The organism is Xanthomonas sp. NCPPB 3582, from assembly GCF_041475735.2.
GTDB lineage: Bacteria > Pseudomonadota > Gammaproteobacteria > Xanthomonadales > Xanthomonadaceae > Xanthomonas > Xanthomonas codiaei.
The window spans coordinates 739,048-759,647 of the sequence record NZ_CM192968.1; the positions used below are offsets into that span (position 1 = coordinate 739,048).

General features: G+C 66.1%; 23 protein-coding genes. 9 read left to right on the plus strand and 14 right to left on the minus strand.

Translation table 11 applies throughout. The features are described 5' to 3' along the window. Window positions 1-39: 39 nt before the first annotated feature. Entirely contained in the window at window positions 40-255 is a 216-nt protein-coding gene (locus tag ACCQ05_RS03095; protein ID WP_372393907.1) for a hypothetical protein, read from the minus strand. Window positions 256-570: 315 nt separating this feature from the next. Between ACCQ05_RS03095 and ACCQ05_RS03100 the strand changes: the two genes are divergently transcribed. From ACCQ05_RS03100 to ACCQ05_RS03110, 3 genes are all read left to right on the plus strand, one after another. Further along, window positions 571-732 carry a hypothetical protein gene (locus ACCQ05_RS03100; protein ID WP_372392890.1) on the plus strand — a complete coding sequence of 54 codons (162 nt, stop codon included), beginning with the start codon at window positions 571-573 and terminating at the stop codon, window positions 730-732. Window positions 733-1,238: 506 nt separating this feature from the next. Further along, window positions 1,239-1,469, plus strand: a complete 231-nt coding sequence (locus tag ACCQ05_RS03105; RefSeq protein WP_104542024.1) for a DUF1653 domain-containing protein — start codon at window positions 1,239-1,241, stop codon at window positions 1,467-1,469. 63 nt (window positions 1,470-1,532) lie between these two features. Then, the gene (locus tag ACCQ05_RS03110) at window positions 1,533-1,868 is read left to right on the plus strand and encodes a hypothetical protein (RefSeq protein WP_372392891.1); all 336 of its coding nucleotides are present in this window, start codon (window positions 1,533-1,535) and stop codon (window positions 1,866-1,868) included. Window positions 1,869-2,183: 315 nt separating this feature from the next. On the opposite strand, the gene ACCQ05_RS03115 is transcribed toward ACCQ05_RS03110, so the two are convergent. The 5 genes from ACCQ05_RS03115 to ACCQ05_RS03135 form a co-directional block, all read right to left on the minus strand. Continuing rightward, window positions 2,184-2,921, minus strand: coding sequence for a DNA/RNA non-specific endonuclease (locus ACCQ05_RS03115; protein ID WP_372392892.1), 738 nt, complete (start codon window positions 2,919-2,921; stop codon window positions 2,184-2,186). A gap of 601 nt (window positions 2,922-3,522) precedes the next feature. Beyond that, complete coding sequence (locus ACCQ05_RS03120) at window positions 3,523-5,655, minus strand: methyl-accepting chemotaxis protein (RefSeq protein ID WP_372392893.1); 2,133 nt, start codon at window positions 5,653-5,655, stop codon at window positions 3,523-3,525. Next, on the minus strand, window positions 5,652-6,080 hold the full coding sequence (locus tag ACCQ05_RS03125) for a type 2 periplasmic-binding domain-containing protein (RefSeq protein ID WP_372392895.1): 429 nt from the start codon (window positions 6,078-6,080) through the stop codon (window positions 5,652-5,654). The genes ACCQ05_RS03120 and ACCQ05_RS03125 overlap by 4 nt, the downstream gene beginning before the upstream one ends. 10 nt (window positions 6,081-6,090) lie before the next feature. Beyond that, window positions 6,091-7,260: a hypothetical protein gene (locus tag ACCQ05_RS03130; RefSeq protein WP_104542016.1), complete on the minus strand. Its 1,170-nt coding sequence runs from the start codon at window positions 7,258-7,260 to the stop codon at window positions 6,091-6,093. Window positions 7,261-7,774: 514 nt separating this feature from the next. Beyond that, window positions 7,775-8,176 (minus strand): Rid family hydrolase, encoded by a 402-nt coding sequence (locus tag ACCQ05_RS03135; protein WP_104542014.1) that lies wholly within the window; start codon window positions 8,174-8,176, stop codon window positions 7,775-7,777. Window positions 8,177-8,300: 124 nt separating this feature from the next. Here ACCQ05_RS03135 and ACCQ05_RS03140 point away from each other — a divergent pair, with 124 nt between their 5' ends. Further along, a complete protein-coding gene (locus tag ACCQ05_RS03140) occupies window positions 8,301-9,227 on the plus strand; it encodes a LysR family transcriptional regulator (protein WP_104542012.1) in 927 nt (308 codons plus the stop codon). 266 nt (window positions 9,228-9,493) lie between these two features. Here ACCQ05_RS03140 and ACCQ05_RS03145 read toward each other — a convergent pair whose 3' ends face one another. From ACCQ05_RS03145 to ACCQ05_RS03160, 4 genes are read right to left on the minus strand one after another with little or no spacing between them, the layout of a single operon-like run. Next, window positions 9,494-10,156, minus strand: a complete 663-nt coding sequence (locus ACCQ05_RS03145) for a DUF2894 domain-containing protein (protein ID WP_372392896.1) — start codon at window positions 10,154-10,156, stop codon at window positions 9,494-9,496. Continuing rightward, window positions 10,153-10,824, minus strand: coding sequence for an OmpA family protein (locus ACCQ05_RS03150; protein WP_372392897.1), 672 nt, complete (start codon window positions 10,822-10,824; stop codon window positions 10,153-10,155). The genes ACCQ05_RS03145 and ACCQ05_RS03150 overlap by 4 nt, the downstream gene beginning before the upstream one ends. Continuing rightward, window positions 10,821-13,478 carry a DUF802 domain-containing protein gene (locus ACCQ05_RS03155; RefSeq protein WP_372392898.1) on the minus strand — a complete coding sequence of 886 codons (2,658 nt, stop codon included), beginning with the start codon at window positions 13,476-13,478 and terminating at the stop codon, window positions 10,821-10,823. Before ACCQ05_RS03155 ends, ACCQ05_RS03150 begins: the two co-directional genes overlap by 4 nt. Before the next feature lie 10 nt (window positions 13,479-13,488). Further along, the gene (locus tag ACCQ05_RS03160) at window positions 13,489-14,226 is read right to left on the minus strand and encodes a DUF3348 domain-containing protein (RefSeq protein ID WP_372392899.1); all 738 of its coding nucleotides are present in this window, start codon (window positions 14,224-14,226) and stop codon (window positions 13,489-13,491) included. A gap of 262 nt (window positions 14,227-14,488) precedes the next feature. Here ACCQ05_RS03160 and ACCQ05_RS03165 point away from each other — a divergent pair, with 262 nt between their 5' ends. Next, on the plus strand, window positions 14,489-14,701 hold the full coding sequence (locus tag ACCQ05_RS03165) for a hypothetical protein (RefSeq protein WP_372392901.1): 213 nt from the start codon (window positions 14,489-14,491) through the stop codon (window positions 14,699-14,701). A 128-nt stretch (window positions 14,702-14,829) separates the two neighbouring features. Here ACCQ05_RS03165 and ACCQ05_RS03170 read toward each other — a convergent pair whose 3' ends face one another. Both ACCQ05_RS03170 and ACCQ05_RS03175 read right to left on the minus strand, forming a co-directional pair. Beyond that, window positions 14,830-15,048: a hypothetical protein gene (locus ACCQ05_RS03170; RefSeq protein WP_228962709.1), complete on the minus strand. Its 219-nt coding sequence runs from the start codon at window positions 15,046-15,048 to the stop codon at window positions 14,830-14,832. Window positions 15,049-15,057: 9 nt separating this feature from the next. Next, window positions 15,058-15,417 carry a YkgJ family cysteine cluster protein gene (locus ACCQ05_RS03175; RefSeq protein WP_372392902.1) on the minus strand — a complete coding sequence of 120 codons (360 nt, stop codon included), beginning with the start codon at window positions 15,415-15,417 and terminating at the stop codon, window positions 15,058-15,060. A 314-nt stretch (window positions 15,418-15,731) separates the two neighbouring features. Here ACCQ05_RS03175 and ACCQ05_RS03180 point away from each other — a divergent pair, with 314 nt between their 5' ends. After that, entirely contained in the window at window positions 15,732-15,893 is a 162-nt protein-coding gene (locus ACCQ05_RS03180) for a hypothetical protein (protein ID WP_372392903.1), read from the plus strand. A gap of 211 nt (window positions 15,894-16,104) precedes the next feature. On the opposite strand, the gene ACCQ05_RS03185 is transcribed toward ACCQ05_RS03180, so the two are convergent. Further along, window positions 16,105-17,268 carry a zinc-dependent alcohol dehydrogenase gene (locus ACCQ05_RS03185; protein ID WP_372392904.1) on the minus strand — a complete coding sequence of 388 codons (1,164 nt, stop codon included), beginning with the start codon at window positions 17,266-17,268 and terminating at the stop codon, window positions 16,105-16,107. A 247-nt stretch (window positions 17,269-17,515) separates the two neighbouring features. Between ACCQ05_RS03185 and ACCQ05_RS03190 the strand changes: the two genes are divergently transcribed. After that, on the plus strand, window positions 17,516-18,145 hold the full coding sequence (locus ACCQ05_RS03190; RefSeq protein ID WP_372392905.1) for a DUF4142 domain-containing protein: 630 nt from the start codon (window positions 17,516-17,518) through the stop codon (window positions 18,143-18,145). A gap of 252 nt (window positions 18,146-18,397) precedes the next feature. Here the strand turns inward: ACCQ05_RS03190 and ACCQ05_RS03195 are convergent, their stop codons facing one another. Continuing rightward, a complete protein-coding gene (locus tag ACCQ05_RS03195; RefSeq protein WP_372392906.1) occupies window positions 18,398-19,264 on the minus strand; it encodes an SDR family oxidoreductase in 867 nt (288 codons plus the stop codon). Window positions 19,265-19,484: 220 nt separating this feature from the next. On the opposite strand from ACCQ05_RS03195, the gene ACCQ05_RS03200 reads away from it, so the two are divergent. Both ACCQ05_RS03200 and ACCQ05_RS03205 read left to right on the plus strand, forming a co-directional pair. Next, entirely contained in the window at window positions 19,485-20,126 is a 642-nt protein-coding gene (locus ACCQ05_RS03200; protein ID WP_372392907.1) for a DUF6766 family protein, read from the plus strand. Window positions 20,127-20,229: 103 nt separating this feature from the next. Next, window positions 20,230-20,415: a hypothetical protein gene (locus ACCQ05_RS03205; protein WP_372392908.1), complete on the plus strand. Its 186-nt coding sequence runs from the start codon at window positions 20,230-20,232 to the stop codon at window positions 20,413-20,415. Window positions 20,416-20,600: the final 185 nt, after the last annotated feature.

The following is a 20,600-nucleotide window of genomic DNA, read 5'->3' on the forward strand; positions in this document are numbered from 1 at the left end:
TGGTAGGCGGCCGTGTTTGGTCACGGCACTCGCACATGGCTACAGCGTGATCGCGGAGGTGCCGTGCGTGCCGGCGACGGGTTGGCTGCAGTCAGCCGGCGTTTGCACGGTATGCGCACTCAGCAGCTCTGACAGGCGACGGTGACAGGTTCGCAGGGCAAGCGCCGAGGCCGGCATGTCGCAGGCATCGAAGGTGCGGGCTTCCGCGCTCCACGCGGCGAGGAGGTCTTCCAGATCACAGTGCAAGCTCGGCATGGTGGCGTCTCCCCAGGGCATGCGTTTGTGTACGGTGACAGCTGGCGGCCGGATGCAGGCCATCCAAGCGCCGGCGCCCGTGTTCGCGCCACCCGGTACGTGGGTCGGTCCGCTGGGCAAGGCGCTGACTGCGACGGCGGCATGGCGAACCCGTGCCAGGCCCTCCATGCCGATGCCGGCCGAGGCAGTCGCATCTGCGGCCGGCCTGGTGATGGGCAGTAGGATGGCGGCGCTGCTGTCGCGCACGCTGGCGACGCATGCATCACACGGCCGGGAGGAGGGTAGGCAGGCGGCCTTCTGCCGCAGGAGCTGAGCATGCGCACCCACCACACCGGCGCCCCACGCATCGAGGAGCCGGGCCAGGCGAACGGAGTCCGGGCACCCGGCAAGCAGGAAGAGCCGCTGCCGGACGGCCCGGACGAGAATACCGAAATCGACGACGATGGTGACGACCCCGAGATCGAGGAGGATGCGTAAGCAGATCGATCGGGTGTGGCGATGGGGCTGCAGGAGGGGGTGGACAGCCGGCGCCGCGACATCCTCTGCCGCACTGCGCATGCGGGGCCCGGGCTTGCCACTGTCCGCTGACAGAGCCGACGTTCTGATCGATGCGCGCGGGCTTGCCGGCCTGCCGGCGTGCGGTCGGTCAAGCTGCTGGAACCCAGCTGGTCGACACCGCCGCAGCGTGGGTCATGAAGTCGCGCGTGAGCCGCCAGCCGCGTGCTTGGTCCACCGGCCATCGTCCGTGCGTGTCTTCTACAAAGCTGTGGCCCCCGATCTGCCCGTCATCGTCCCGCCCAGACAGACATGCTTGCCGCTTCGACTGCCGCTTGCTGCTTCGTTGAAGCGCCTGGCGTTGGATGTTGCCAGGGCAGCGTTTCACTCAAGCTCCCTGTCGCCGAGCCGCTCGCACCGCGACGGCTCGCGAGCCATTGCTGCGCAAGCACCTACACTACAGGGCCTGCCCGATCGGACCCATTGCCATGGACACGCTGCCGCCACTGCCGACGCTTGCACTGGGCCACTATCGGCACTTCAAGGGTGGCCGCTACGAAGTGCTCGGCCTGGTGCGCAGCAGCGAGACCCTGGAACCGCTGGTGCTGTATCGGCCGCTCGATAGCGAGATCGGGCTATGGGTGCGGCCATATGCGATGTTCGTCGAGCAGGTGGATGTGGACGGTGTCCTGCAGCCACGCTTTGCACGCGAGGGGTGAGCGCGGCTGTGGCGATCCTCCCATGCGCGGTGCGCAGATCTTGATCCACGGCAGCACAGCGCGATGACTGCATCGCCTGCTGCCCTCACCACGCCGGACGGCCGCTACCTGGTCGTGCGGGGCCGGCTATGGCGTACCGCCAATCCGCACCTGAGCGTGCAGGTGCGTGCCCGCCTGGTCGCCGAACTGATGGAGGCGCGACGTGCGGTCAAGGCGGCACTGGCTGCGAAGAACGCCGCCCAGCTGGCGACCGCGCGTGGCGCAGTGAACGCCGCCAAGGTGGCGTTGGGAGAGCGCGGCCCGGTGTGGTGGACCGATGGCGCGAAGGACCTCAATCGGCACCTGGTCAAGAACACGCCCTATGCCGCGTGGTTTGCCGCATATGCGCCCACGCCCTGATCGGGAGCAATGCCACCGTGGAGTCGCCCCGGCGCTGGCTACATGCATGACCTGCATCCGGCCCTTGCGGGGTGCGTGAGTGGCCTGATCGCTGCGTGCTGCGTGCCGGCCCATCACGGCGTCGTCGATGACCACGCCCGGTCCATGCAATCGGCTGCAGACAGAATCGCGTCGGGATCGAGCGACCTGGCGCGATCATCGCTGACGCTTTTCCTGGCATCGGCAACGCGCGCACGTTGCGCAGCATTGCGTCGGCGGGAAGCAACATCGCCCGCCTGATCCAGGCGGGCGATGGACTGCGATGGGTAGAACCACTCAGCCCAGGTCGCAATTGCTCGGCTGCGGCCAGGTGGTGGCAGGCAGCATCGCCTTGACCGCCGCCGGTGCGGTGATGCCGATGGTGCTGGCGCCGTACAGGTCTTCGAGTTCGTCGATGCTGACGATGTAGCTGTCGAGCGAACCCAGGTTGGCGCTATTGGGAATCAACCAGCTGATGGCGCGGGTGCCGCCGCCCGGGTTGGCAGTGATGATGGTCTTCCAGAAGAAGTCCGGTGTGCGGATCCTGTGGCTGGTCAGGAAATAGTCGTTGCTGGTATCGCTGTAGATCACGCCGCCGTAGACCTGCACGCTGGCGATGTCGCGATAGCACTCGGCCACGTTCTCGGCACGCACCCAGATGCCCTGATTGAAGCTGGACACCTGCGGCACGATGTTGGACATCAGGTTGGCGCGGCGGATATAGGTCGCGTTGTAGTCCATGTGGTTGGAGGTCACCAGATGGCCGCGGTCGTAGCCGGAGCGCACGCTGGCATACGAGGCGGTGGAGGTCTGCCCGGCGCAGCCGCTTGGCAATTCGGTATCGAGGTTGAAGCTGGACGGACGGGCGGCCGAGCCGGTGTCGGCCTGCAGCACGTACTCATAACGCAGCGCGGTGCGATTGGTGCAGTCGTAGCGCAAGGTGTAACCCCCCTTGTTGAGGGTGACGACCTGGGCATTTGCAGTGGCACTGACAGCGGCAAGTAGCAGAACGACAAACAGGGTCCGTAAGCGCATGGGAGTGAATCTCCTTGGAATCAATCGGACGCACGAAGCCACCGCCGACTGCGGGTGGGCAGATCGACGCTCAGCGGACGCGCGCTGGAAGGGGACGACAGTGGGCTCGCTGTCTAGCGAGCACGACAGCTATCGCATGCGGATATTGCTTGTTGGTGACGTATGCGTGAAGAATGTGCGGTCGCACCAGTTTCTTCGATAAAAATGTGATTTGAGTCGCTTATTTTCCCGCCGTGGCAGGTGCGCAATAAGCGTCTGGTAATGCCTTGCGCGCGCTGACGCGGCTGCCGATCACGCTGTGCGGTGTTGCGTTGCCGCGCCCGCGGGCAATGCGCCCGTCGCTGCGCCCGGGTTTCCACGCCCGGGTCTCCACGCCGCTCGCGGCCAGAGACATGCCGGCATCCGAATGACGACGGACCATGCCAGGGCGAGGCGGACACGCCATAGAAATGGGTGTCCATGCCGCACGCACGCACGCCCGACGCAGCAGATATCGCTGCGGATCGGCCGTGTGGTCGATGCCAGTGGATAGATGAGCCCTCCATCCGCAACCGTGCGCAAGGAGGGCAGCGACGCATCCGACGATGGTCGGTTTCAACGACTAGGCGACGTCTCTTTCCAGGTGCTGCGCGCTTGCAGCTTCCAGCTGGAACAACGAGACCAGCTGGGTCAGGGTGCTGGACTGCTTTTCCATCGCGCGTGCGGCGGCCATGGCTTCTTCCACCAAGGCGGCGTTCTGCTGGGTGGTCTCGTCCATCTGGATGACGGTCTGGTTGACCTGCTCGATGCCGGCCGACTGCTCGCTGGATGCCGCGGTGATCTGCCCCATGATGTCGGTGACACTGTTCACGCTGGCCACGATCTCGGTCATGGTGGCACCGGCGGTATGCACCAGCGCCGAGCCTTCGGCCACCTTGCCCACCGAGGCGTCGATCAATTCCTTGATTTCCTTGGCGGCACCGGACGAGCGTTGTGCCAGGCTACGTACCTCGCTTGCCACCACCGCGAAGCCGCGGCCCTGCTCGCCGGCTCGTGCGGCTTCCACCGCGGCATTCAAGGCCAGGATATTGGTCTGGAAGGCGATGCCGTCGATGACGCTGATGATCTCGGCGATCTTCTTCGACGAGGCCTCGATGCCGGTCATGGTGCCCACCACCTGATTGACCACCTCGCCACCCTTGGCGGCCACGCCGGCGGCGTTGCGTGCCAGTTCGTTGGCTTGATGCGCGTGTTCGGCGTTCTGCCTGACGGTGGAGGTGAGTTCTTCCATCGAGGCAGCGGTTTCTTCCAGGTTGGCGGCCTGTTGCTCGGTACGCCGCGACAGGTCCTGGTTGCCCGCCGCGATCTCGCCGGCCGCCGTGTCGATCTCCGCCGACGAATGCTGGATGCGCCCGACGATATCGGTCAGGCGCTCCACCGTGGTGTTGGCATCGTCGCGCATGCGCGCGAACACGCCGGCGAAGCTGCCCTGCATGCGCGTGGTCAGGTCGCCGCCGGCAATGGCCTGCAGCACCCGCGACAACTCGCCCAGGCTCTTGTCCGAGGTGCTCATCAGGTGATTGAGGTCGATCACGATCTGGCGGAAATCGTGCTCGAAGGCGGTTTCGTCGCCGCGCGCGCTGAAGTCGCCGGCGGCCGCGGCGGCGGCCAGCCGCTTGATCTCGCCGTTGATCGACAGCAGGCTGGCGCGCACGTCGTTGATCGATTGGCTGATCACCGCCTTCTCGCCAGGCAATGCCTCCAGCTGCTGCGACAGGTCTCCGGCGGCATAGCGCTCGGTCAGTGCCACGATCTGCATGGTGACCGCGATATGGCTGGACACCAGCAGGTTGCTGGCGCGCACCATGCTGCCGAATTCGCCGGGAAATTCCTGCTCGGCGATGCGGTGGCTGACGATGCCGGCCTCGTGCTTGTGGCCCATTTCCGTCTGCGCCTGAATCACCCGGCGCAGCTGGCGCTGCATGCTGTCCATGGCCTGCAGTAGCTGGCCGACTTCATCGTTGCGGTCGATCGAGATGGTGTTGTCCAACTTGCCCGAGGACACCGCATGCGCAATGCCCACCGCGCGGTTGAGCGGCTGGGTGATGGCGCGGGCGACGATCCAGCCAAACCCAATGCACACCAAGGCGCCGACCAGGCCCAGCACCAGACCGCCGATACTGGCCGTCACCGAGCTGTCCACGGCCTCCTGCACCGTTCCGCGAAAGCGCGCATCGGCGCGCTTCTGCATGGCGGTGAGGGTGGTGCGGTAGGTCTCCAGCGCCGGGGCCATGGCGCTCATCTGCTGCGCATCGGGCTCGCGTTGTTCCACGAATGCGGCAGCCACGCCATGGGCCAGGCTGTAGTAGTCGTCGAACTGCTTGCCCAGCTGGGCAAGCTCCTTGGCGTTGGCCGGATCGGCCTTCTGCAGTTTCAGGTAGGACGCGTGGATATCGTCGGCCACCGGCTTGGTGGCCGCCAACATGTCCGCATCGCCTGCGGCAGCCGCACCGTTGAGCCCGTTGATGAGCTTGTCCAGCGCGGCCACGTTGCGGGTCATCGCGTCGAGCATCGGGAAATGCACGTCGCGCACCGCCTCCAGGCGGACGTTGTTGCGTTGAAACACCAGCGTGCTGAAAGCCACATAGCCCGACAGGCAAACGATTGCCACCGCTGCCGGCATCAGGATTTTCCAGAACAACGGTAACGACAGAATGCGGCGCATGATGTGGCTCTCGAGCAGGTGGCGGATCACGGCTTCAGGACGACCTTGACGCTGGCGTCGACAGCACTGGCGCTGATGTAACCGATCGCCCCCGGCGTGGCGGCGACCGCCTTCTTGACCGCATCGTCGCCGCTGACGCGCTTGGGACGCTGGGCCTTGCCGGTGAACATCAGCTGCGACCAGTACGACTTCAGCTGCGCCGCATCGCGCGAGGCGACCTTCTTGTAGAACTCATCGCGCGTGGCGGCGCCTTCTTCCTGGTCGATCGGCACCGCCGCACCGCCGCCGGGCAGGCTGTTGGACTTGGCCAGGAAGATCTGCGAGACCTGCGCGGCGCTCAGGCTGTCCGGCCCACCCTTGGCCGCCATCACCACCACCACATCGGCGCTGGCCGAGAACGCCACACTCGACAACACGGCAAGCACGCAACCTGCCAGGGATTTGGAAAGATTCATGGGCGCTCTCTTAGAACACGAAGTCGACGGACGCCGACAGCAGGTTGTAGCTGCCGCCCGGACGGAAGCCCGGCTGGATGTTGTTCAACGACCCGAACGAGCCGGCGTTGTTGTTGATGTGGCTGGCCTGCAGCTTGACCGCCATGCTTTCGCGCACGTCCCAGCGCAACGAGGCGGTGAAGCTGTGGCGGCCGCTTTCGGCCTGTGCCACGGCGCGACGCATCACGCCGACCGGGTCCTGGCCCGCAGTGACGGTGGGGCCCTTGCGGTCGACGTTGGCGTAGGTGATCGACGGAGTCAGCGTGCCGAAGCGGCCACCGACGCTCAGATATCCGGCAGTGGTCTTGCCGTTGAGCGAAGGCGAGTAATCGGCCTGGATCACTTCGCTGCGCAGGAACCAGCTGCCCGGGTCATACGCATAGCCCACGCTGGCGAAGCTGCCGTCCACGCCATAGGTGGAGATGCGGTCGGCCAGGGCCGGGTTGATGCGCTGGTACACCGAGAACAGCCGTTCCAGCTGTGGCGTATCGAAATCGGTGGTGCCCACGATGTAGGCGGCGCGGAAGGTGGACGCGCCCGACTCCAGCCCCAGGGCAAGCCCGCGCATGGCGTACACGTCGGCCTTCTTGGAATTGATGCGGCCGTAGAAACCCTGCACGCTGACCACGCTTTCGCCGGCGTTGACGGTGTACACGCCTTCGACGCCGTCCATCGGCAGCAGGTAGTTGTAGACCTCGTACGGCGGACGTACCCATGGGGTGGCATAGCCCACGCGCTGGTATTCGGACAGCATGTACAGCGGTGCGGTGATGCGGCCCAGGCGGGCAGCGAACTGCGGGCCGAACTGGTACTTGACGTGTGCCAGGGTCACCTTCGGATCGTAATCGCCGCGCTCGGCGTATTCGCTGGTCACCTGCAACACGCCGGTGAACTTGTCGGTGAAGTTGGCATTGACCTGGCCGGCGATGCGCGAGTCCGGGCGGGCCGAGGTGGAGTGGCTGGCGCCGGCGCCTTCCACCGTCTGGATATCCGGCGTGAAGTCGGCCTGATCTTCCGTCGAATGCACCACGCCCAGCGTGCCGAAGCCGCTGAAGGTAAACATGGAATCCTCCTGCGCATGGGCGCAGGTCGACGCGGCCAGGGCAATCGCACCGCTGAGCAGTTTGACGGTCAATTTCATTGCAATCTCGGCTGAAGAGTGACGGACGCGGCGTCGTAAACGCACGCGGCATGACGGTGATGAGCGTCTCAACGCTCGTGTCACCGGTAGCGGCCGTCTGCCGTCTTGCTTTAGCGGGTTTTTTACAACTCCGCCCAACAGTTAAGACTGATGAAAAATCCAGGAATGAACGATAGTCGGCTGCTATCGACGCGATACATTCGGTCTTGTCTGGTGCCTGGTGCCTGGTGTCCCGGCCGGTGGCTCGGACGTGATCGTCCACGTGTCGATTCAGCCGCATGCGCTGCCAGCGCGGCAAAGGCATGCCAGCGTCGCCGCGTCGGTGGCATCGCCGCCGGGCGGCAGACGTGTACCGTGTTCGGTAGGGTGCAACGGCAACCGCTGCAGTGCCGTGCCACGCGCTGGCGCTGCGCGCGTGGCGATCATGGCGCAGCAACCGGCAAGCGCAATAGCGGTCTTCCACTGGCAGCGGCGAGCAGGGCCATGCAATGGCCCGGCTCGCTGCCCCGCGCAGTTACCGATCGGCCTTCGGCAATTTGACGATCACCTTGATCTCGAAGCGGAAGCCGGCCAGCCAGGTCACGCCCACCGCCGTCACGGTGGGGTAGGGCGCCGGACCCCAATAATCGGCCCAGCGCCCCCAGGCAGCCTCGAAGACCACCTCGGGGTTGACCATGAACAAGGTGACATCCACCACGTCCTGCGAGGTGCAGCCGGCGGCACGGAGTACGGCATCGAGATTGTCGAACGCCCGTGCGATCTCCGCATCCAGGTCCGGCTCGGGCGAGCCGTCTTCGCGGCTACCGACCTGGCCGGCAACGAACATCAAGCCATCGGCACGCACCGCCGGCGAATACCGGTGGCGTTCGTACAGTGCATGGCGGCCCTGCGGAAAAACAACGTCACGTGTTGCCATGGAACTCTCCCTGGACGACATCAAGAATGGAAGTCCACCCTAAACGCCTGGAGGCGCGCGATAAATGCGCGGTCTCGACCAACACTGTTTGTAGAATCCAAACAATCTTGGTGCAGGAGCGTTGATGGACCGGTTCGATGCGATGCAGGCGTTTGCGCGTGTGGTTGAGACCGGCAGCTTCACCAAGGCCGCCGACACCCTGCAGATGAGCCGCGCCAGCGTCACCCAACTGGTGCAGCAACTGGAGGCGCGCCTGCGGGTGACCTTGCTCAACCGCACGACACGTCGGGTGGCGGTCACTGCCGACGGCGCGGCCTACTACGAGCGGGTGGTGCGCTTGTTGGCCGACATGGACGATGCAGAAACCAGTTTGTCCGATGCCTCGCGCGTGCCACGCGGGCGGCTGCGGGTGGATGTGCCCAGTCCGCTGGCCCGGCTGATCCTGATGCCGGCGCTGCCCGCCTTCCATGCGCGCTATCCCGACATCCAGTTGCACATGGGAGCCAGCGACCGGCAGATCGATCTGATCGGCGAACGTGTCGACTGCGTGGTGCGCGGTGGTACCGGCATCGACCCGTCGCTGGTGGCGCGCCATGTGGGCGACCTGCAGGCCGGCGTCTACGCGGCGCCGAGCTATCTGGCACGCCTGGGCACACCGACGCATCCACGCGAGCTGGAAACCACCGCGCACCGCACGGTGGGTTTCATGCGCTGGGACGATGGTGTGCCGTGGCCGCTGGTCATGCAGCGCGATGGCGAGCAGGTAAAGGTGCAAGGCCGCTATGCGGTGGCCTGCGACGACGGCAATGCCTATCTCGCCGCCGGGTTGGCCGGCATGGGCGTGCTGTGGTTGCCGCAGTACATGGCGCTTGCGCCGCTGAGCCGTGGCGAGCTCGTGCCGGTATTCACCGACTGGTCTTTGGAGCCGATGCCGTTGTCGATCGTGTTTCCACCCAACCGGCACGTGAGTACGAAGGTGCGTGCCTTCATCGACTGGGTGATTGCGCTGATGCAGGAGCATGCGCCGGTGATTACACCGGCGATGCGATGACAGTAGAGTCGCACCCTCGACGTCCTGCGTGCGCCCATGTGCCCGCTGCAGGCGGGAGTGGGCAGCGTATCGGCCCAGCTGCGCAAACCGGGCGTGCGACGACCGCTTGAGGCGAAGTGCTTGCAGCGACGCGCGCGGCCCCGCGCAGATCCGGGTGCTTGCCACTGATGCGGCGCCGTCTTGCCACCTGCCAGGCATGCAGTGGGTGATTGCGACTGTTCCTGCAACGGCGTCACGGACACTGCCGCCGCAGGGCAATGCCGCCCTCAGCTGCGCCGCTTCGCAGCGCCGCTGCGGCTGCGCTTTCTTGCCGGCGTGCCGACCGGCGCCGCGGTTTCGTCGGCCAGCACCCCGCCGGTATGCATCTGTTCGAGCCAGGACAAGGCGTCCACATAGCCGAGGAAATGCTGCAGATATCCCGGCGAGCGTTCGCGCATCAGGCTGATGCAGCGATGCACCAGCACGCTGGAATTGAGCGGGCCGGCGTCCTTGGGCGCGTCCTGCAGCGATTGCCGCACCTGGCTGGCGGTGCGTACGGTGGTCCAGGTGCGACGGAAATCGTCCAGTGCCGGCAGCTCGGGAAACTGCAGTGCATCGGCGGCGGCGGTCTTGCGGCTGTCCACTTCCATCAGCGCCGCGTGGCCGGCGAGCTGGTCGCTCAGTGCAGCCAACCGGCTGCGTTGGGGCGCGGGCGAAACGGCGCGCGACTTTGCGCGTGCAGCATCTGCCTGCTTGATCACTGCGGCGTACCGATCCACCAGCACGGCCAGCCTGTCTTCCAGCACCGCACGCACCGCCGCGTCGTCCTGCGCCTCGGCGCGCGCTGCCAGGGTCTGCAGCAGGTGGAAGCGCACCGGATCCACCTGGCCGGCACCTTCGGCGTGCCAGCGTTGCAGGCGCGCGCGCGCGGTTGCTGCCTGCCTGCTCATCGTGACGATGCGGCCGGCGCCGGCACCGGCGCGTCGTGGCGCCTGGTGGCTGGACGCGCGATCGGTGCGATCTCCACCCGGCGGTTCTTTGCCCGGCGCGCTTCGTCGGCGTTGGAATCCACCGGTTGCTGCGAGCCGAAGGCGGCGGCGAACACCGAGGCGGCGGGCACGCCTTCGGCGATCAAGGCGCGGGTCACGGTGAGCGCGCGTTGCGCCGACAGCTCCCAGTTGTCGGCGTAGCGACGATTGCCGCCCAGCACCGGGCGGTCGTCGGTGAATCCGCTCACCATCAGGATCTCCTGGCGCGCGGCCAGGTACTGCGCCAACGGTGCGGCCAGCGACTTCAACACCTCGCGGCCTTCCGGCTGCAGTTCGTCGGAGTTGAAGGCGAACAGCACATTGCCGCGGATGCCGATGCGGCCATCGACCAGGGTCACGCGGCCGGCCGCCAGCGGCGCGGCCAGCGCCTGCTCCAGCGTCTTGCGGCGCTGCGCCTCGGCCTGCTGCTGCTTGACCGCCTCGTCCAGGCGGCTGGACAGCTGCAGCTGCACGCCGATCACGCCGACCAGGATCAGCACGAAGGCGCCCAGCAGCACCGACATCAGGTCGCCGAACGCGGCCCAGATTGGGGTGCCCGATTCGCCGTCGATTTCGATCTCGTCGCTCATGCCGGCTCCGCGGCGCCGTCATCGCCGCGGCCACGATCGAGCTGGCGCAGTTCCTCGATGATCTGCTTTTGCGACAGCATGCTCAGGTCCACCACCTCGCGCGCCTGCGCCACGTAATAGGCCAGCTGGTCGTCGCTGCGTGTCAGCGAGGCATCCAGCGCAGTGGCGACGTGCTGCAGGCGCTCGTTGAGTTCGCCAGTGGCGCTGCTGAACAGCTGCACCGCCATGCCGAAGGCTTCGCCCAGGCTGGCCACCTCCACTGCGCTGCCGCTGACATGCGCAGCCACCGCGCCGAGCTTGCCGGTTTCGCTGCCGATCTGCTCGGTGAGCTGGTTGCCCACGCGCTGCAGCAGATCGGCCGAGGTGGTGACCAGCGCGTCCACCGCCTCGCGTTGTTCGGTGGAGGCGTGATTGACCGCGTTGAGCAAGGTATCCAGCGTGGCCAGCAGGCGGCTGCGTTCTTCCAGCATGGCGGTGTCGCGCACCATGCTCTCGGACAGGCTCTGGCGCAGTTCGGCCACCACGTCGGCGGCGGCCTTGGGCGCTTCGGAGGCGATCTGCATCAGGCGCGAGACTTCGCCGATGGTGGCGCTGGCCTGCGCCTGCGCCTGCGTGGACAACTCGCTCGCCGTGCTGGCCAGGGTGTCGCAGATGGCCTGCTGCTGCTGCGCCACGCGCGCGCCAGTCTGTTCCCACTGGCTGCTCAGCGCCGCGCTCATGCTGGTGAAGCGCTCGCTCCACAGCGCCAGGCGCTGGGTGTCGCGTGCTTCCAAGGCGGCCTGCAACTCGCCATGCGACTGCTGCAGGCTGCCGACCAGGGCGGCGGCCTGCGCCTGGAAACTGGCACTTGCCGCGGCCAGTGCGCGCTGATGCTCGTTGGCCAATGCCGCGCCGGCCTGCTGCTGCTGCGCCAGTGCCTGGGTCCAGGCAGTGGTCGCCTCGTTGCTGGACTGGTCCAGGCGCGCGGACACCGCATCGACCAATGCGCTGGAGCGTGTATCGAAGGTGCTGGCGAATGCGCTCAGGCTGCGCTGCAGGTCCTGGGTGAGTGCGTGGTTGGCACGCTGCTGTTCGGCAACCGCCGAGGTCCAGCCTGCCGCGGCGGCGGCGGTGCTTGCCTCGAAGCCGGTGGTCAGGCCTTCCAGCTGCTGCTGCACGGCCTGCCGGACGCCGTCCTGCAATGCGGTGGATTGCAGGGCCAGTTGTTCCAGCGTGGCCTGCACCTGCGTGCCGATCGATTGGGTGGCGCTGCGTTGTTCGGCCAGCAGTGCCGTCCAGTGCTCGGCGGTGGTGGCGTTGCTGCGTGCAATGCCGGCATCGAGCGCATGCAACTGCTGTTGCACGGCCACGCCAACGCTGTCCTGCAGCGCGGCGCTGCGCTGGTCGGCCCGGGCCAGGGCCGTTTGCAGATGCTCGCCGAGCGCATGCTGCGTGCGCTCCTGCGCAGCCAGTGCGGCCTGCCAGTGCTCGGCCGCGGTGCGCGCGCTGTCTTCGAAGCCGGCACTGAGCCCGAGCAATTGCTGTTGCACGGCCGTGGCCACACCCTCCTGCAATGCGGTGGCCTGCAGGGTGACCTGCTCCAGCGCGGCCTGCACCTGTGCGTTGAGGGCGGCTTGCGCCTGCTCCTGTGCGGCCAGCGCGCTGGCCCAGTGCGTGGCGGTACTGCCGGCACTGCGTTCGAAGCCGCTGCTGATGCCGTCCAGTTGCTGCTGCACCGCCTGGGCCAGCCGCTCGTGCAAGCTGGCGGTGTCGCGCGCGATGCTGGCCATGGTCGTATCCATCGCCGGCTGCAGGGCCGCGCCGACCGCACGTGCGCTGGCGGCGACGCCCGCCTGCAACGACTGCTCCATCGAGGTCGCCAGCCGCGCATACGCCGCTTCGGTCCTGGCATGGAACTCGGCCTGCTGCGCGGCCAGGCGCTGATCTGCGGCGATGCTTTGCTGCTCGATGCTGCCCATCAACGCCTGCAGCCGATCGATCAGCGCGGGCATCAGGGCGCTCTGTTGCTGCTGCAGCTTGAACGCCTCGCCACGCTGATGCGCTTCGGAATGCGGATGCAATTCGGCTGCGATCTTCAGGTCCAGCCGCTGCACCGCCTGCAGGCGCTCGCGCCGGCACAGCGCCGACAGCAGTCCGAGCATGGCCGAGCTGGCAACGCCGGCGATGGAGGTCCCGAAGGCGAAGGCCAGGCCCTCCACCGGGGCGGCCAGCGAGCCGCGAATGGCCTGCAGGTCGGTGGCGCTCTGCAGCGCAAAACCGGTGCCCTTGAGCGTGGCCATCATGCCGAGCAGGGTGCCGAGCATGCCCAGCAGCACCAGCAGGCCCACCAGGTAGGGCGTGAGCACCGGCGCCGGCAAGGCCACGCGTGCGCCCTGGATGCGCAGGCGCACCGCGTTGCGCAGGCTGGGGTGCAGTTGCTGCAGCCACGCATCCAGCGCGGTGGGGGCCGTGGTCACCCCGGCAAGCGCGGTGTCCAGCGTGCTCGTGGCCTGGCGATAGCGATACAGCTCCAACGCGCCGGCCACATAGCAGGCGCCGATCACCGCCGCGACGCAGGCACCCAGCGGATTGGAGCCCAGATAGCCGATACCGACCCAGCAAACCGCCAGCAGGCCGACGAGAAACACACACACGTGTACGAGAGTTCTGAACATGACGTCCCAGTTAGCGGGTACGAAGCGCTGCAAGCAGGCCTTCGATCGGGTGAAAACGAACATCCAGTTCGGCGAGCAACACGCTCTGCATGTCCTTGCGGAAGATATCCAGCCAGCCATCGGACACCGCGCGCGGCGCGGCCTCGCTATCGGCTGGCGAGCCAGGCGCAAGCGCGGCGTCGCGCAGGCGTTCGAAATGCGTCCCGAGCAGGCCCGGCACGGTATTCAACAAGGTCTGTTCGCGGGGACTCAAGGTCAGTTCCATCACCGCGTCCACTTCGGCCAGCCGTGCCATCTCGCTGGAGACCAGCGCCAGCAGGTCGCGTAGCCGTCCACGCAGGTCGCCGGTGGCGGTGCGCATGCCGCGTTGCATGGCCAGATAGTGCTGCCGGAACGGGGCGTAGTCGGGCGGGGGGGGCGTTTCCTGCGAGTCGGCAGCATTGCGCGCGCTGGCCCGCAGCCGAGCGACCAGTGCCTCCAGATCGGCCACGCTGCTGGTGGCCAGCTCCGCCCGCACGCGCGCGCAGGCGTCGGCATCCAGCGGGCGTGGCTCAGGCAGGTCGTCGGTGTCGGGCAGCCTGCCGTCCAGCGCCCTGGACACGGCCACCGCGCGCGTCCAGTCGATCCACTGGCTCAGCCGGTCGGCCAGCGCATGGTTGGACTGGGCGATGCGGACATCGCTCAGGCGTGCCAGCAGGCGAATGAATGCCGGGCCCGAGAGGGGCGCCGGTGGAGCAGCTTTCGCCATTGTTCCGGTCAAAGACCGCGCATTTTACACGGGAATGTGCGCCGTTCGGCGCTTTGCACCGCCGTTGCGGACAGGTCGCGCCGGCGCAGGTGGGCTGACGCCTCCGAAGCCGCCGATGGGAGGCGCCTGCCTCTTGACGCCGGCTCGTCTGCGCGCTGTTTAACCAATTCAGGTTTGCCGGAGCTGTCGCACGACTGCCGCGGTTTTGTAAGCTGAACAGGTATAAGCTGCGGGCCGGGGAATGCCCCATCGAGGTAACACAATGGACCACTCCGACATGCAAGTGTCCGATCTGCTGGTCTTGGAGCTGCAAGGATTCCACGAGGCCTATGGCCGTGGACCGGACTTCTGGGACGCGTATCAACGCATCATGGGCATCGCGGCGCAGGCCGGCGGCAACATGATCCAACTGGCCAATGAAATGGCCTCACTGGCGCAACGGCTCGGCGCGATCGATCGCGCACAACTGCTGTAACTGGCGTTGCGCACTTCCCCCTGGCGTGTCGCTGCTGGCGGCGGCCAGCTGCAGCGCGCAGGCAAGCCGCACGCTCGCCAACGCATGGCTACCACGTCGCTGCAGCGCAGATGTGGGTGGCTGGCGTCTTACTCGGTGCCGGCGGCGGGTTTTGCAGCCACCGCGGTGGCAACGCCTTCGCTGGCGCCGCGCTTCTTGTCGCGGCGCAACGGCGTATCGCCCAGGCGTTCGATCGCACCGCCGGATTGCTGAAACGCTTCGAGGTCGGCGGCCAGGCGCTGTTCGGACAGGCGCGGCTTGCCTGGCTGGTTGCTTACGGTCATCGACTGGCGGCGGGAGTTATTCATCGCGAATCCTCATGCGTTGTACAGCGTCAAGGGAATGCCCCGCCGGCGTTGATCGTCGTAGGTGGCACGCACGTCGCGGCAATAGGGGCCGGACATGACGAAACGCCGGCAGATTGCCGGGCGCGTGTCGTAGATCGAACAACACATGCGTGCCGCATCGATGGCCACGCACCAGCCTTCCTCGTCGCGCGCCATCACGTGCCAGCCCTCCGGCGTCACGCTGGTCAGATGGTGTGGGATGCGGTCGGAGGGATCGACCATGACGGTGAGCCGGCAACAGACGGCATCGCAGCGTTCGCAGAGAGTCTTGATGGGAAGGCCAGGTAGAGGGAGGGCACGCCGGGGCCGGGGTGCCTTTGCACCATACACCCCGGATGCGTCGCGATGTGAAGCGGCGCTGGCGCCAAGGCGTGCAGTTGCGTCGCATTTGCCCTTGCGTCAGCACGATGCGCAGGTTCGTCGATGGTGATCGCCGTCGCGCGTGTGGGGCGGATCATCAAGAGCTGACCGGCGCGCAATCAGCAAAAAGTGCGGCACGCGGTGAACCGGCGATCGGCAGGCAACCGTTGAAGTGCCTGCCTGTATGCGTTGGCTTTGTCGTATCGATGCGAAGGCAGGATTCACCTCTGCCGTCGTTTCTGCGCCGTAGCGTGTGATGCATCGGCACCATCCAGGAGATCGCCATGACCACGTATCGCACCGACACCCGTGTACCCCACGGCGCGCAGGAGCAAACCCAGGACGACCACGCCAAGCAGGATGCATTGCAGGACGAGGCGGTGGAAGAAACGTTTCCGGCCAGCGATCCTGTCTCACCGTTCGTGCCCGCCAAACCGCTGGACTGACGATGGGAATGCGTACAGCGAGATCGTGCGTGCGCCGATGACTGTTGCGGGGCAGCGGGCGGCGACAATGCCCGCCTGCATCTCGCCGCCGCAGCGGGAGGACTTCTTACGGTCGGCAACTGCGTAAGACTGGAGGCCAACAGGCCAGGACACCTCATGGCCGCTACTGCACCGACGCCAGCTTCCGCGCGCGATGCAGTAGCGCAGGGCCTTACGGCGTCAGCACCACCTTGCGGCAATCGTCCTGCTTCTTGTCGAAAATGTCGTAGCCGCGCGCTGCGTCGGACAACGACATGCGGTGCGAAATGATGGCACTGGGTTTGAGTTCTCCATTGCCGATACGCTCCAGCAGATACGGCATGTGCTTCTGCACGTGGGTCTGACCCATCTTGAAGCTCAGGCCCTTGTCGAACGCATCGCCGAACATGAAGGCATGGATGAAGCCTGCATAGACGCCCGGCACGCTGACCACGCCACAGCGGCGGGTGGCCGCGATGCACTGGCGAATGGCCACGCCGCTGCTGCCTTCCAGCTTCAGGTTGGTTAGCGCAGTTTCGATCGTGCTGCCCTCGGCTTCGAATCCGACCGCCTCGATACTGACATCCACTCCGCGGCCATCGGTCTGCGAACCGATCACGTCGGCCGGATCGTCGATCTCGTCGAAGTTGATGGGGATGACGCCGTATGCCTTGGACGCGAAGTCCAGCCGATACGCGTGGCGATCAACCATGAAGATGCGCTCGGCACCCAGCATCCTGCAGCACGCCGCGGCCATCAGGCCAACCGGTCCCGCGCCAAAGATAGCCACCGTCGACCCCTGCTTGACGCCGCCATCGATCACCGCCTGATATCCGGTCGGCAAAATGTCCGACAGGAACAGCACCTGCTCATCGTGTAGCGCGTCGGGCACCACCAATGGCCCGACATTGGCCTTGGGAACGCGGACGTACTCTGCCTGGCCGCCGGAGAGGCCGCCGTACAGGTGACTGAAGCCGAACAGGGCTGCGGGCGGGCGGATGTCCTTGTGGTTCAACGCGGCGCCCTTGCCGGTGTTGGTGGTTTCGCAGGCAGAGAACTCCTGCAGCATGCAATGGAAGCATTGTCCGCACGCCACCACGAACGGAATCACCACACGGTCGCCACGCCTGACCGCGGTGACATCCGGGCCGACGTCTTCGACGATGCCCATGAACTCGTGGCCGAGAATATCGCCTTGCCGTAGATCCGGAATCTTGCCGCGATACAGATGCAGGTCCGAGCCACAGATGGCGGTGGCAGTCACGCGCAGGATCACATCGTCACGTTCGACCAGCACGGGGTCGGGGACGGTCTCGACCCGTACGTCGCGTGAGCCGTGGTAGTTGAGGGCAAGCATGGCGAACTCCGAGAAGCCGTTGCAGTCACGGCGATGTCGGGCAGTGTTCGCAGCTATGCGTTAAGCCGAGCGATGGGCGGCGTGCGTGCGATGTGCACGCGGTGGCCGTAGCGACGCAGCGTTGATGTCCAGGTCACGTCTGGATAACTCCTGCACTCGCACCCTCGCAAGGCGCGTCGCTGTTGCCGGCAACGCACTTCCAACCACTCACATTCGACGCCTCGGGGCGATCAGACAGGAGACAACGATGGGACTTCTCAGAATGGTGACTGCAGGTGCCGTGGGCTACGTGGCCTATAAAGCGTGGCAGCGTCGTCAGGACCAGACCAGCCAGGTGCCGAACACCCAGGCTGTCCTGCAGGATCATCAGGCCGTCACTGCCCGTGGCACCACGCCGCCGCATGGCGACCCGCTGCGTACCACCGGTGGTGCAGGCAGCGACCGTCAGCAGGCACTCGGTGTGCTGTCGATCTTCAACGAGCAGGAACGCACCCTGGCCCAATTGGCGGTAGGCAAGGGCGTGGATGGGCCGCTGCTGGAATTCGCCCGCAAAATGGATGAGGCGCACAGTGCGGCATTGACCGACCTCAGCCGATTCGCACCCGATCGCGCTGGCACACAGGCCCAGGCTGCGGCAGCACGTTCGGAAGGCACGCGCAAACAGCTCGAACAGCTGCATGGCCAGGCCTTCCAGACCCAGTATCTGCAGACCAGCGTCGCCAGTCACGAGCGCGCGCTGTCCCTGCTGGATACGCAGCTTAGCAGCGAACCCGGCTCCAGCGATCTCGGCAAGGAACTGCAGCGTATGCGCACCACCATTGCCGAGCATCTGGAGCACGCCAAGGCACTGCGCGCGAAGCAAACCCAGCCGCATTGATCAGCTGCAGCATCCAGGTCGTCGAGAGAGCTCGGGTGGGGAGGGGCGATCGTACCGATGACCCCTCCCGCAGCGTTGGCGATTCACTTTCACCAATTCACTTTCACCAATCGCCGTCCATCTTGCACTGTTTGTCCAGGTGACCCGGTCCAGGCGATGCGTGAGTGAAACGCGTCGCGTTGGAAGATGCAAAGGCCCGCTGCGCCTGAAGGCGAAGCGGGCCTCGTCGAGGCGATGCGCGTTGGACGCGACCTACAACGTCACTGCGCCGCCGGCAATGGTCAACAAGGTTCCGGAGGTATAGCTGGCGGTATCGGCTGCCAACATGACGTAGGCCGACGCCAGTTCCACCGGCTGGCCCGGACGTCCCATCGGGGTCTGCTCACCGAAGTTCTGTACCGACTCTTCGTCCATGCCCGCCGGAATGAAGGGCGTCCAGATCGGGCCGGGCAGCACCGCGTTGACCCGGATGTGCTTGTCGGCCAGCACACCGGCCAGGCCGATGGTCAGGTTGGCCAGTGCCCCCTTGGTGGCCGCATAAGGCAGGATATTCGGCGTCGGTTTCTTGGACTGCACCGACGCGGTGTTGATGATGGAGCCGCCATCGGTCATCAGCGGCACCGATAACCGCACCAGGTTGAAGGCTGCGTGGACATTGGTGTCGAAGGTCTTGCGCCACTCGTCCAGCGTGATGTCCTCAAAGCTCTGGTAATAAGCCTGGTACGCAGCGTTGTTGACCAGGATGTCGAGGCCGCCAAAGGCAGCTTGCACCTGATCGATCAGCGACTGGGCCTGATGCTCGTCGCTGATGTCGCAGCCCACCAGCAGCGCCTTGACGCCAGCCTTCTCGATCAGTGCGCCAATCTTGGCGGCGTCCTCCTGCTCGGCAGGAAGGTAGGCGATGGCCACGTCCGCGCCCTCGCGCGCGTACGCGATCGCCACAGCCGCACCGATGCCGCTGTCGCCGCCGGTGATCAATGCACGCTTGCCCTTCAACTGGCCATGCCCGACATAGCTGTCCTCGCCATGGTCCGGGCGCGGGTCCATGCGTTCGGTCTTGCCGGGGAAGCTTTGCTGTTGCGGCTTGAAGGGTGGGCGCGGGTAGTTGGGTACGGGCATGGTCGTCTCCTGGGGTGTGAAGCGCGGGAATGGGCTCGAGTGTGCGCATGCATACGTCAACGTCCGGGCTAGGTCGTGTCGCCGGCATGTGTGCTGCGCGCCAGATGGCCAACTCTCTCCGCACGCAGGCACGAGGCGCATGCGGTCGATACCTGCGAATTTCATGCGGCCGCCGCCGGCGACGTTCGATACTGCCCTTCCTGTCCGGAGAGGGCCTGCCATGTTCCTGCGTCGCAATGGGCTGTCGTTGTGCCTGCTCGCGCTGACCCTGCTGTTGATCGGGGCGCAGATCTACGCCGGGCTGCATGCCTATAACCAGGAGCTCGCCGAGCAGGGGCTGCCTGCGCTGCACCTGGCAGCGTATCTGCATAGCCCGCATTTCATGTCCGCTCTGTTCGAGAACTGGGAGAGCGAATTCCTGCAGATGGGGATGTATGTACTGCTGACGGTCAAGCTGCGTCAGGCCGGTTCGGCAGAGTCGCGCCCGCTCGATGCCGGGGAAGAGCAAGAGCGGATTCGTCCGGGCGCGGTCCCTTGGCCGGTGCGCGCCGGCGGCTGGTGGTTGCGCCTCTACGAGCACTCGCTGGCGATCGCCTTCGGCGCGCTGTTCCTGATGAGCTTTGTGCTGCACCTGATCGGAAGCTGGCGCCTGGAGCTGCTGGAGCGCATGCACAAAGGGCTGCCCCCGATCAGCGTGCTCGACCACGTCACCGATGCCGGCTTCTGGTTCGAATCGATGCAGAACTGGCAGAGCGAGTTTCTGGCGGTGTTGTCGCTGGTCGTGCTGACCATCTGGCTGCGGCAGAAGGGCTCGCCGCAGTCCAAGCCGGTGCAGGCTCCGCATACGCAGACCGGCAGTTGAGCGATCGCGGTGCGTGCGGCATTCACGCCATCGCACGGCATCGTTCACCGCCGTGCAATGCGCGCCGGCCTAGCGTGGGGCATCGACAGCACAGGAGAACGCAATGGGAAGCGAACCGAAGAAGCCATGGGGTCCCGAATCCGATCAGGACAAGCCGTTCATTCCGCAGGAGCAGCGCAACGAACGCGCCGACTGGAAGGTGCACGACATGCCCGACGAGGACCGCGGCGTCAACAAGGCCGATCCAGAGAACGACTACGAACGGCCGGATGGCTCCGAGAAGCGCTGAGGCGATCGGCCAACTTGCAGGGGAAGCCTACGAACGCGGGCGCTCCCCCAGCTGCAGAGGTCGAGACAAGGTCATGCACAGAGCTTGGGCATGCGATGGATGCGATTGAGCGATCGGCGTTAGTTCGGCCAGTGCCGTGTGTCTGTCTGCAGGCAGGCCGTCCACGCCGCCGCCCGCAGCATTGC

What these genes read in the sequence shown, in the direction of transcription:
- ACCQ05_RS03095 (WP_372393907.1), bottom strand. Translation starts at nt 255, where the DNA reads ATGCCGAGCTTGCACTGTGATCTGGAAGACCTCCTCGCCGCGTGGAGC.
- ACCQ05_RS03100 (WP_372392890.1), top strand. Translation starts at nt 571, where the DNA reads ATGCGCACCCACCACACCGGCGCCCCACGCATCGAGGAGCCGGGCCAG.
- ACCQ05_RS03105 (WP_104542024.1), top strand. Translation starts at nt 1,239, where the DNA reads ATGGACACGCTGCCGCCACTGCCGACGCTTGCACTGGGCCACTATCGG.
- ACCQ05_RS03110 (WP_372392891.1), top strand. Translation starts at nt 1,533, where the DNA reads ATGACTGCATCGCCTGCTGCCCTCACCACGCCGGACGGCCGCTACCTG.
- ACCQ05_RS03115 (WP_372392892.1), bottom strand. Translation starts at nt 2,921, where the DNA reads ATGCGCTTACGGACCCTGTTTGTCGTTCTGCTACTTGCCGCTGTCAGT.
- ACCQ05_RS03125 (WP_372392895.1), bottom strand. Translation starts at nt 6,080, where the DNA reads ATGAATCTTTCCAAATCCCTGGCAGGTTGCGTGCTTGCCGTGTTGTCG.
- ACCQ05_RS03130 (WP_104542016.1), bottom strand. Translation starts at nt 7,260, where the DNA reads ATGAAATTGACCGTCAAACTGCTCAGCGGTGCGATTGCCCTGGCCGCG.
- ACCQ05_RS03135 (WP_104542014.1), bottom strand. Translation starts at nt 8,176, where the DNA reads ATGGCAACACGTGACGTTGTTTTTCCGCAGGGCCGCCATGCACTGTAC.
- ACCQ05_RS03140 (WP_104542012.1), top strand. Translation starts at nt 8,301, where the DNA reads ATGGACCGGTTCGATGCGATGCAGGCGTTTGCGCGTGTGGTTGAGACC.
- ACCQ05_RS03145 (WP_372392896.1), bottom strand. Translation starts at nt 10,156, where the DNA reads ATGAGCAGGCAGGCAGCAACCGCGCGCGCGCGCCTGCAACGCTGGCAC.
- ACCQ05_RS03150 (WP_372392897.1), bottom strand. Translation starts at nt 10,824, where the DNA reads ATGAGCGACGAGATCGAAATCGACGGCGAATCGGGCACCCCAATCTGG.
- ACCQ05_RS03155 (WP_372392898.1), bottom strand. Translation starts at nt 13,478, where the DNA reads ATGTTCAGAACTCTCGTACACGTGTGTGTGTTTCTCGTCGGCCTGCTG.
- ACCQ05_RS03160 (WP_372392899.1), bottom strand. Translation starts at nt 14,226, where the DNA reads ATGGCGAAAGCTGCTCCACCGGCGCCCCTCTCGGGCCCGGCATTCATT.
- ACCQ05_RS03165 (WP_372392901.1), top strand. Translation starts at nt 14,489, where the DNA reads ATGGACCACTCCGACATGCAAGTGTCCGATCTGCTGGTCTTGGAGCTG.
- ACCQ05_RS03170 (WP_228962709.1), bottom strand. Translation starts at nt 15,048, where the DNA reads ATGAATAACTCCCGCCGCCAGTCGATGACCGTAAGCAACCAGCCAGGC.
- ACCQ05_RS03180 (WP_372392903.1), top strand. Translation starts at nt 15,732, where the DNA reads ATGACCACGTATCGCACCGACACCCGTGTACCCCACGGCGCGCAGGAG.
- ACCQ05_RS03185 (WP_372392904.1), bottom strand. Translation starts at nt 17,268, where the DNA reads ATGCTTGCCCTCAACTACCACGGCTCACGCGACGTACGGGTCGAGACC.
- ACCQ05_RS03190 (WP_372392905.1), top strand. Translation starts at nt 17,516, where the DNA reads ATGGGACTTCTCAGAATGGTGACTGCAGGTGCCGTGGGCTACGTGGCC.
- ACCQ05_RS03195 (WP_372392906.1), bottom strand. Translation starts at nt 19,264, where the DNA reads ATGCCCGTACCCAACTACCCGCGCCCACCCTTCAAGCCGCAACAGCAA.
- ACCQ05_RS03200 (WP_372392907.1), top strand. Translation starts at nt 19,485, where the DNA reads ATGTTCCTGCGTCGCAATGGGCTGTCGTTGTGCCTGCTCGCGCTGACC.
- ACCQ05_RS03205 (WP_372392908.1), top strand. Translation starts at nt 20,230, where the DNA reads ATGGGAAGCGAACCGAAGAAGCCATGGGGTCCCGAATCCGATCAGGAC.